The organism is bacterium (assembly GCA_035528375.1).
Lineage (GTDB): Bacteria > RBG-13-66-14 > RBG-13-66-14 > RBG-13-66-14 > RBG-13-66-14 > RBG-13-66-14.
In genome coordinates this window covers 1-9,722 of record DATKYS010000088.1, presented here as the reverse complement: position 1 = coordinate 9,722, position 9,722 = coordinate 1, and the positions used below count along the sequence as shown (strand labels likewise).

General features: G+C 63.7%; 8 protein-coding genes. 1 reads left to right on the top strand and 7 read right to left on the bottom strand.

Features of this window, described 5'->3' with window-relative positions; all coding sequences use genetic code 11:
• Positions 1-283 (top strand): hypothetical protein (locus VM054_06960; protein HUT98798.1); only part of this gene is annotated, 283 nt, incomplete at its 5' end.
• Between the two features lie 605 nt (positions 284-888).
• Here VM054_06960 and VM054_06955 read toward each other — a convergent pair.
• From VM054_06955 to VM054_06925, 7 genes are all read right to left on the bottom strand, one after another.
• Positions 889-2,238 carry a hypothetical protein gene (locus VM054_06955; GenBank protein HUT98797.1) on the bottom strand — a complete coding sequence of 450 codons (1,350 nt, stop codon included), beginning with the start codon at positions 2,236-2,238 and terminating at the stop codon, positions 889-891.
• Between the two features lie 106 nt (positions 2,239-2,344).
• On the bottom strand, positions 2,345-2,950 hold the full coding sequence (locus VM054_06950) for a hypothetical protein (GenBank protein ID HUT98796.1): 606 nt from the start codon (positions 2,948-2,950) through the stop codon (positions 2,345-2,347).
• A 23-nt stretch (positions 2,951-2,973) separates the two neighbouring features.
• Positions 2,974-4,227 (bottom strand): adenosylhomocysteinase, encoded by a 1,254-nt coding sequence (gene ahcY, locus VM054_06945; GenBank protein ID HUT98795.1) that lies wholly within the window; start codon positions 4,225-4,227, stop codon positions 2,974-2,976.
• 12 nt (positions 4,228-4,239) lie between these two features.
• Positions 4,240-5,907, bottom strand: coding sequence for a hypothetical protein (locus VM054_06940; GenBank protein ID HUT98794.1), 1,668 nt, complete (start codon positions 5,905-5,907; stop codon positions 4,240-4,242).
• 98 nt (positions 5,908-6,005) lie between these two features.
• Complete coding sequence (metK, locus tag VM054_06935) at positions 6,006-7,163, bottom strand: methionine adenosyltransferase (protein ID HUT98793.1); 1,158 nt, start codon at positions 7,161-7,163, stop codon at positions 6,006-6,008.
• 355 nt (positions 7,164-7,518) lie between these two features.
• Positions 7,519-8,409, bottom strand: a complete 891-nt coding sequence (locus tag VM054_06930; GenBank protein ID HUT98792.1) for a PorV/PorQ family protein — start codon at positions 8,407-8,409, stop codon at positions 7,519-7,521.
• A gap of 74 nt (positions 8,410-8,483) precedes the next feature.
• On the bottom strand, positions 8,484-9,722 hold a 1,239-nt coding region (locus VM054_06925), incomplete at its 5' end, for an immune inhibitor A domain-containing protein (GenBank protein HUT98791.1).

Here is a 9,722-nt window from a genome sequence, read left to right as displayed (position 1 = left end):
TGAGACCCTGATGTTCACCGCGGGCGGCGTTTTCCAGTGGGTTGATTGCGATCCCTACATCTATGTGACCACCGGCGTCTTCTACATCGCCTTCCAGCAGGTCGGGAACTACCCGCAGGCCGACTCGGTAGGCGTGGACGCCGTGGCCGGGACGCACGACTGGACCGGCTACCAGGGCTCCTGGGCCCCCTCGACCGCCTTCGGCGACTTCATGATTCGCTGCTACTGGGGATCGGGTAGTGTCGAGGAAACCACTTGGGGGTCCGTCAAGGCGTTGTTCTAGCCGCCGGACTGACCCCCTCTCTCCTTGGGAGCGGCGCGCCGTCGGGTCGGGGTGAGGGTTGCCGCGTGTCCCCTCCCCCCTCTGGGGGGAAGCACGCTTACGGGCTGGGGAGGGGGGCGGGCGGGCGTGGACACCCGCCCCTACATCCATATCAAACGAATCCCCGTAGGGGCGACCGTCCACGGTCGCCCGCGGTCCCCCTCTCCCATTTAGGGAGAGGCTCGCCTACGGGCTAAGGTGAGGGTCGGCCGAGCGGGTCAGGAGACCCGCCCCTACGTCATCACAATCGCCGGTGAAGTTTGTGCGTATCCCCTCTCCCTCCGGGAGAGGGTTAGGGTGAGGGCCACCTTATGAAAAACGGGCCGACCTGAACGGCGCGCCGTCGGTCGGCCCCTACGTCATCGCAGCGAGGCACGGGCCGGGGTGAGGCGTTAATACGGTCCCCCTCCCCCCTCTGGGGGGAGGGATGGGGAGAGGGGTGAAATGGTGGGGTAAGGATTCCCCGCCCTACATTTAGAACGCGTAACTCTCCGCAGGGCGACCGTCCACGGCCGCCCAGGGCATTTTCAACGGTCTAGGTCCGTCATCGGAGGGTTACGGACACCCTACAGATTACGCAGGGTGAAGATGAGCCACTCTACCTGCACTATCAGGAAGGCCGCCAGGGCGATATACAACCACCGGCGCCGCCGATGATTCTCCCGAAGTACGGTCAGCTTGGCACTACTCGTCAGCCAGGATAAGCCGATTATCGCCAACAGGGGTTGTACCGCCGTGTTGTAGGTGGGGTGGGAGAAGGAGACGAAATAGGGCATGGCGTAGACGACGATCACCGTCAGGATGACCGGGAGCGCCTTCCCGCCCAACCTCCTCCCGACGCCGGCAAAGAGAGCGGTGATCGCCGTACCGGCAAGCCCAAGGTAGATCGCTATATCCAAACCGCCGCAGGCCAGATAAAAGAGCGTCGGTGTTTCGTAGATCGAGCGGAGGACCGAGCCGCAGTCGGTGGGAAAGGCGAAGTACATCCGCAATCGGGAAAGGCTGCGCAGGAGAAAGAGGTCCGGTCTATCGAGCACGTGCGCTAAAATCGAGCGCCAGCAGGCCCGCCCCTGCAGGTGCGCCGGCAGGGCCCGGATCGAGCTCCACAGGCGGCTGTACGCCTCCGGGACGCCGGGGTCGCCCTCGTAATGGGAGGCGAAATACCCGGTCTCGTAAACCGGGGTGTAGGGGTTGTTGCCGAAGAAGAGGTTGTGCGCGTTGGCGTAGTTTATGAAAACGAAGCCGCCGGTTTCTATAGAAGCGTAGAGGACCCAGCCGCCGACGAGCACCAGCGCCGGAAGGGCGATTCGAACCGCCGCGGAAGGCTCCCGCCTCAGGATGCCCACGAGCAACGGCACCGCCAAAACGAGAAGGACGGAGGAGGACCGGAGCAGGGCAGTAACGCCCAGGAGCACACCCAGGCCCCACATCGTCCCCCTGCTCCCATCCCTCGACGCCCGGATCGCCAGCCGACAGACCCAGATCAGGCAAAGCGCCGTCGGGAGCTGGGTGAAGGGCTCCACCGAGTGAATAATAAACAGGGGGTAGACGGAAAACAGGATCAGGAAGAGGTTGGCCGTCTTGCGGTCGGTGAGCTCGTCCACCAACCCGTGTCCCGACAGGGCGAAGCCGACCCATAGGGGTATCATGGCCAGGCGGGAGACGGTGGCGAAGCACCCGAAGGCGAGCTGAAACCCGGACAGATAGAAAGGAAAAACCGGGGGCCAGTAGAAATCGACACCCAGGCCGCCGACCAGGCCCTCCGCGGCGCGATGATAAAAAAGGGGGTCGGAGAAAAGCCCGACGTCGGTGATAAGGAAAATTACCGCCACGCGCGCGACCGTCCCCAAACCGAGGACGATCCAGAAAGTCCGCCGCTCCTCCAGCCAATCCCAGCGGTTTCCGCCCGGCTTCATGAGGACCTCGAGAGTCGAATGTCTTTGCATCTTACGCTAACGCTCACCGTGGCGGCAAATAAAAAACGGACGAAGGTCCGTTTTCGTGTGATTGAACGAGCCGGGATTACCACACATCCGGGTCCGACTCGGGCTCCGTGACGCGGAAGTTCGCGGCGATGGCGAGCGCCCGCGGTGCGAAGGCCTCCCACCGCGGCTCCTCCGCCGCCAGCCCCAGGATGAAGTACCGTCCGTCGGCGTAGAAGTGGTACTCGCTCACCCGCATCGTTTTCTCGCCCTCGAGGAAAGTGTAATCCAGGCGGCGTCCCTCCACCCCTGCGATCAGAACCCGTTCCTCGCCGAGACGCTCGAAACGCGGCAGTTCGGCGGTGAGCGTTTCCACCTGCTCCGCCACGCGGGCCGGCAGGAGAACCCCCTCGGGCACCGCCTCGACGACGACGCGCAGTACCTCGCGGTGCTCCTTGGAGCCCATGACGACCGTACCCGAGCCGTCGGGAGAGTCCGTCGCGTGGGCGCGTTCCCAGAAATCACGATCGTAGTAGAGAACGAAGCCGAGCGTATCGTTGAAGAGGGGCCAGGGGTTGGGCGGCTCGAAGACGGCCGTCGTCCGCTCCACGACGTCCTCCACCGGCTCGCCCGCCCGTTCGCAGGCAGCCGGGAGGAGCCCCAGGACCAGCGCCAATCCAACCGTCACCAAGAGTCGGCACCGCATGTTCTTCCGCTCCGTCGGCCGGTTTACGTGCCCTCGCGCCAGGAGGCGAGGTACTTCCGCTGCCGTTCGGTCAGTACGTCTATGGCAACGCCCATGCTCTCGAGCTTGAGCGCGGCGATCCGCGAATCCACCTCGGTGGGGAAGGTGTGAACCCGGGGCGCGAGCCCCTTGTTATTTTTCAAAAACTCGGCGGCCAGGGCCTGTCCGCAGAAGGAGAGGTCCATCACCTTGGCCGGGTGCCCCTCGGCGGCGGCGAGGTTCACCAGACGACCCTCGCCCAGGACGAAGACCGAATGCCCCTTCGGCAGGGTGTACTCGACCAGGCTGGGGCGGATCTCCCGCCGCCTCGTCGCGTAGGCCTGCAGTTCCTCCACCTGGAGCTCGACGTTGAAGTGACCGGCGTTGGCCACGATGGCTCCGTCCTTCATCGCGTCGAAGTGCTCCAGGGTGATGACGTCGCGGTTGCCGGTGACGGTGACGAAGATGTCGCCCAGGGGCGCGGCCTCGTTCATGGGCATCACCCGGAAGCCGTCCATGACCGCCTCCAGGGCCTTGACGGGGTCTATCTCGGTGACGACGACGCTGGCCCCCTGCCCCTTGGCCCGGGCGGCGACGCCGTGGCCGCACCAGCCGTAGCCGGCGATGACGAAGACGCTCCCGGCGATCAGGGTGTTGGTGGCGCGCAGGATGCCGTCCAGCGTGGACTGCCCGGTGCCGTACCGGTTGTCGAAGAGGTGCTTGGTGTCGGCGTCGTTGACGGCGATGACCGGGATTTTCAGGGCGCCGTCGGCTTCCATGGCCCGCAGACGGATGACCCCGGTGGTGGTCTCCTCGGTGGAGCCCAGGACGGTCTTCAACAGCCCGGGGTACTCGGTGTGCATGGTGGAGACCAGGTCGGCGCCGTCGTCCATGGTGATGGCGGGCCCGGCGTCCAGACAGGCGCGCAGGTGGGCGTAGTAGGTCTTCGAATCCTCGCCGTGCCGGGCGAAGACGTTGACGCCGTAATCGCTCACCAGGCTGGCGGCGGTCGAGTCCTGGGTCGAGAGGGGGTTGGAGGCGCAGAGATAAACGTCGGCTCCGCCCGCCACCAGGGTCCGCATCAGGTTGGCGGTCTCCGTGGTGACGTGGAGGCAGCAGGCCAGGGTGAGCCCGGCGAGGGGGCGCTCCCGCTCGAAGCGCTCCCGCACGAGGCGCAGGGCGGGCATCTGGCGCTCGGACCATTCAATCTTGAGCTTGCCCTCGGGGGCCAGGTTCAGGTCGCTGACATCGTTTTTCACGAAAACTCCTCGTCAACCCGTACGTCCGGTAAAGCGTCTCAGATTTTCTCCCAGTCGCGGCAACTGGTACATGAGTTTGAAGGGAGTGTAGCTCAACCGCTTCCCATCCACCAGGGTTTTATCACCGAAAGCGGAGAGTGTGTGCAGCCCGTGCGGGTATTCGGAATCGGTCTCCGGATTGATTACACAAACCGGGACCTCCGTAAACGAGTCGGGGGTCAGCCGCGTAACCCTCATCAGCACCACCCGCCTGCCGTAATGCTCGGCACAGTCCTGCACGGGCCGATAGAGGGCCCCGTCGTGGATGAACGGTGTACCCGCCGGACGACACAGACGGATGTCCACCTTAACCGGGTTGTTCGCACATGGTTTCCAGTCCCCCAAGAGATCCTCCGCGTACCAGATGTGCAAACAAATGTCGGGGGCGAATTCACAGAAAAAAAGCCACCACCCACCTTCGTAAAACACCACGGTGGGGTCCACCGCTCGCACCCCCTCCAGCAGAACCTTCTCCCTCGCCCACCGGCGGGGAAACTCCACCGCGCGATAGATAACGAGAGAGCCGCTCTCGGTGGCCTCGGGCAGACAGAAAAGCTCGTCATCCGCTGTGATGAGGAAGGGATAGGATAGATGATGCTCTTCGCGGATGGCGGGACGAGGCGGGTGGGCATTGGAAATGCCGTCCTGCGGGAGCTCGACGTAACGTATCTCACCCCGTCCCGCTCTGTGGTCGTAGGATTCCAGGAGGACGGTCCCCCCTCCACCGCTTCGAGCGACCCCGAAACAGTCCGCCTGGAATCGTCCGTGCGGGGCCGCCGGCAGCCACGCAATACCCTTCGGGATCGGGTCTTCGATGAAGCTGTGGATGGGCCGATCCAGGAGTCCGACGTTCCAGGTTTCGTGCAGAAAAAAGTGAACCAGAAGCCGTTTGATGAAGTTCGACAAAAGCTTAAAAATAAAGACCGTCAGCTGGAACAGGGACGGGTTGTAACGGATCGGCGCTTTCGTACGGGAAGGTCTTCCGTCCAGATACCCGGCCTCGCCGTTCAAAATGTCCCGACAGACCTGCAGGGGCATAACGGTGCTGGCGTAAAACGCCTTGTTCAGGTTTCCCGCGTACGACAGGCAATCGGTCAAATACGCGTGTCGCCTGAGAGCGATACCGCCGTCGAGCCTGTGGGTCAACCGTTGCAGTATCGTTCCGGTGACCCGATCACCGTCGTATATCTCCCAAAAGCAGGGCGGAGAACCGCGATAGCGTGTTTCATCCCCGTGGTGGAAGGACCACACCCCGTAACGGGCCGCCCGCAGTATCCCACCCCGGATGATGTTGAATCCGAAACGGAGGATGAAATCCAACCGATAACCGCGGATTACTTCCAGATCGTCCTCGGAGAAATACTGGGAGAAACGACCCTTCGTGGTGACCCGGCACGACAGAATCGGCACCCCGTCAAAGCGGTGCGGAAGATCCCGCATCCGTAGACAGGGAGCCCTCACAAACAATTTTTTAAAAACGAGAAAGGGAAAGTCGCGCGAGAAGAGAGCCCGCAGAAACCTCTTCAACCAAGGCCTTCCGGATTCGGCGTTCGTGATGAGGAGGACCGGTTCCACCCCTTCAAGCTCCAGCAGATGCTCGATACACCTCACCTGCCAGTCGGCAAGCCGGGGTTCATCCATCATCACACCGAAACACAGACCTTGAGAACGGGTGGAAGTCATCGGGAACGCATTTAAAAGAGAGGGGGGCCGGCTTACCCCCTCTGGAAATTATCCGTTTACACGGCGTTGGCGAGGTCCCCGACCGCGTCGGTCTTCTCCCAGGTGAACTCGGGCAGCTCCCGGCCGAAGTGGCCGTAGGCGGCGGTTTTTTTGTAGATGGGGCGGAGCAGGTCCAGCCGCTCGATGATGGCCTTGGGCCGCAGATCAAAGATTTTTCGGACCGCGCGCTCGAGGGCCTCCTCGTCCACCGTGGCCGTGCCGAAGGCCTCGACGAGGATGCTCACCGGCTGGGCCACCCCGATGCAGTACGCCAACTGGAGCTCGAGCGTGCGGGCCAGTCCGGCGGCGACGATGTTTTTGGCGATGTAGCGGGCCATGTAGCTGGCCGAGCGGTCCACCTTGGAGGGGTCCTTGCCGGAGAAGCAGCCGCCCCCGTGGGCGCCGTGGCCGCCGTAGGTGTCCACGATTATCTTGCGCCCGGTGAGACCGGCGTCGGCCTGCGGGCCGCCGAAGAGGAACCTCCCGGTTCCGTTGATGTGGTACTCCGTCCCCGAGTCCAGCCACTCCGGCTGGATGACCCTGGCGATGACCTCGTCCTTTATCGTCTGCACCAGCTTCTCGGGCGGGACCTCCTCGTCGTGCTGGGCGGCGATGACCACCGTCTTCACGCGGTGGGGCTCGCCATCGGAGTACTCCACCGTAACCTGGGTCTTGCCGTCGGGGCGCAGGTGGGGGACGATGCCGGTCTTGCGCACCTCGGCCAGCCGCTGCGCCAGCCGGTGGGCCAACGATGCGGTCAGCGGCATCAGCTCCGGCGTCTCGTCGGTGGCGTAGCCGAACATCAATCCCTGGTCGCCGGCGCCCTGCTCGTGGGTGGAAGACTCATTCACACCCTGGGAGATGTCCGGGGACTGGGGGTCTATGGCCGAGAGAATCCCGATGGACTCGTAATCGAAGCCCATGCGGGCGTCGGTGTAACCTATCTCCTTCACCGTGTCCCGGACGATCCTGGGGATGTCTATGAACCCCTCGGTGGTGATTTCCCCGGTGACGATGGCCAGACCGGTGGTGACCAGGGTCTCGCAGGCCACACGGGAATGGATATCCTGTTCCAGCGCGGAGTCTAAAACCCCGTCGGAAATCTGATCGGCTACCTTGTCCGGGTGCCCCTCGGTGACGGACTCCGAGGTGAAAAAGTGCATTCTCTTCATCATCAACTCCCTGAGGGCTCCGTTGGAAAAAACGCCGAATCGGCCGTCGCAAGCCAGGGCAGTATATCACGATGCGAGGATATTAATAAAGGGCTCAACGGTGAACCCTCTGTGAATCGGACCCGCGACGGATGGACGGAGGGGGGGATTTGCCAGGGGCATAGCTCGCTTCGCTCGGTTCCTATCCCCGCCGCTTTTTCGGCAAACATCACCCCGGCCGGCTGCGATAATGTAGGGGCCGACCTTTAGGTCGGCCCGTCTTTTATAGAGCAGCCATCCTCCCCAATCCCGCATCCCGCATGCCTCCAACCGGCGAAAGGGATAGCCGATTCCACCCGCCCAAACCACGGCGAAGGGACTAAAACTTCAGCGTGTAGCTGACGCGGTGCACGTAGCCCATGGGCAGTTGGGGAACGAAGGCGTAGTCCAGCTCGCCCACCATGAGACCGGACAGGGCGTCCAGGCCGATTCCCAGCGAGATGCCGGACCAGGAATCGAAGTCCCCGAGAATGTCGTAGCCGGCGCGGAACGACACGCCCCGGACCGCCTCCCACTCGACCCCGGCGCAGGCCTCCATCGTCCCCTCGAAGCCCAGGCCGAAGTCGCCGGTCACGGTGAGCGTCTGCTGGAACATGCTCGAGCCGAGACCGACGCGAACCCCCATGGGCATGGACTCGGATAGCTCCTGGAACTTCACCTTCGGACCTAAATTTTCCACGACCACGCCCACCCGAAGGCCGTTGAACCGGGTGTGGTAGAGGAGGCCGAAATCGCCGGCGAAGCCCTGGCCTACTTCCTGATCGTACTTCTGCATGACGTAGTGCCCGGAGAGCCCGAGCGAGAAACCCGGGAGCGGCTCCATGGAGATGGCTCCGCCCAGGGTGCCCAGTGCCACGCTGTAGGTCCCGATGGGGTCGCCGTAGGAATCCCGGCGGGTTTCGGACGTGTAGACCATGTTCAGCTCCACGCCGTAGCTCCACATGTCGCTGATGTCATGGGTGAATCCGATCCAGCCGTGGTGCACGTCGCCGATGATGTTGGCGTAGTAGGAACCCAGCTCGGCGTTGATTATCTGGGCCAACCCGGCGGGGTTGGTGGCCATGCCGAAGACGTCGTCGCTGATGGCGGTGTAGGCCCCGGCCAGCGCCATGGGACGGGCGCCTATCCCCAAGCGGAGGAAATCGGCCCCCACGGTGCCCGGTCCGCCGGCGAGGGCCACGTTCGCCAGAACGAGGGTTATCAGTATCATACGGGCCCGAAGGGATGACCGCAACCGTGGGTAATATCCGCGACCGAAGGTAAATCCGCGCATACCGGTCCCCTTCAGCGGATGACCGTGAACTTGCCGTGGCCCACGTGATACGCGCCCGAATCCACGGTGAAGAAGTAGAGACCCGTGGCCACCTGGCTCCCGTCGTCGTTGTCCCCGTACCACGTGGCCTGGCCGAAGGCCTCGTCCACCTCGTCCTCGCCGATGGTACGCACCAGGTCTCCGGAGAGGGTGTAGATGCGGACGGTGACCCGGATGCCGAACTCGAAGAAGAAGGTGAGGTGGTCGTCCCGCTCGGGGTAGTAGGGGTTGGGCCCCGCCATCACCCCCTGTGTCAACGGGTTGCGGATGCTGGTCACGTAGAGGGTCATCGGGTTGCCCGAGTCGCTGATGCGCTCGATGTAGCAGGTGGACTCACTGGAGCCGTAGGGGAGGGAATCGGGCGACGTGTCGGGGCCGAACTCCCGTTTCGAGAACTTTCCCGGGAAGGGGTCCCCGTCGTCGCCCAGGTTCACCCGGAAGTCCAGGTCGTTGTAACCGTCGGCCTCCTCCAGATCCACGCCCTTGTGCAGCTTGTTCCCGTTGACGGTGTTTCCCGCCAGGTTGTCCTCGATGACCCGCTCGTCAATGTGCCAGATCAGAAGGCCGTCGCAGGGCGTCGGATCGTCGGGGTCTATGTGCGCAAGATACGACAGGCCGCGGTCGAAGCCCACCTGCTGACGGTTCTCCAACAGGAAGTACTCCTCCGGACCGGCGACGGTGATTCTCAGGAACCGGGTGGCGTTGGGCGGCGCCGGGCTCTCGGCCCGGTAGACGGCGTGCGGCTGGTTGCGGCCCTGGGTGGCGTTGGTCACCGCGACCCAACCGGCGTGGTGCTTACTCCAGGCGCAGGGGTGCACGGGGCAGTTGCCGGGAAGGGGGACGCGCTGTGGATAGGCCACGATTCCCGTCCAGGCGCCGTAGCCCATCAACCCCCAGTAACCGATGCCGTAGGAGTCGGCGCCCCAGCGGCTGGGGGTGGTGTCGTAGAGCGCGGGCAGGCCGAGCGTGTACCCGAAGTCGTGGCAGAACACGCCGATGGTGATCAGAAGCTCGTTGCCGTCGTCGGCGTTGTCCAGGAGCTCCTCGGGCACGACCATGAAATTATTTATTTTGACCCCGTCGTCGGTGGAGAAGTACCCGGGGCCTCCGTTGGATTCCAGGTCCCACTTGCAGCTCCAGATGTTCCCCGGATTGCGGCTCTGCTCGGCGCCCCAGCCGGCGTGGACGACGAAGAGGGCGTCCACGTAGCC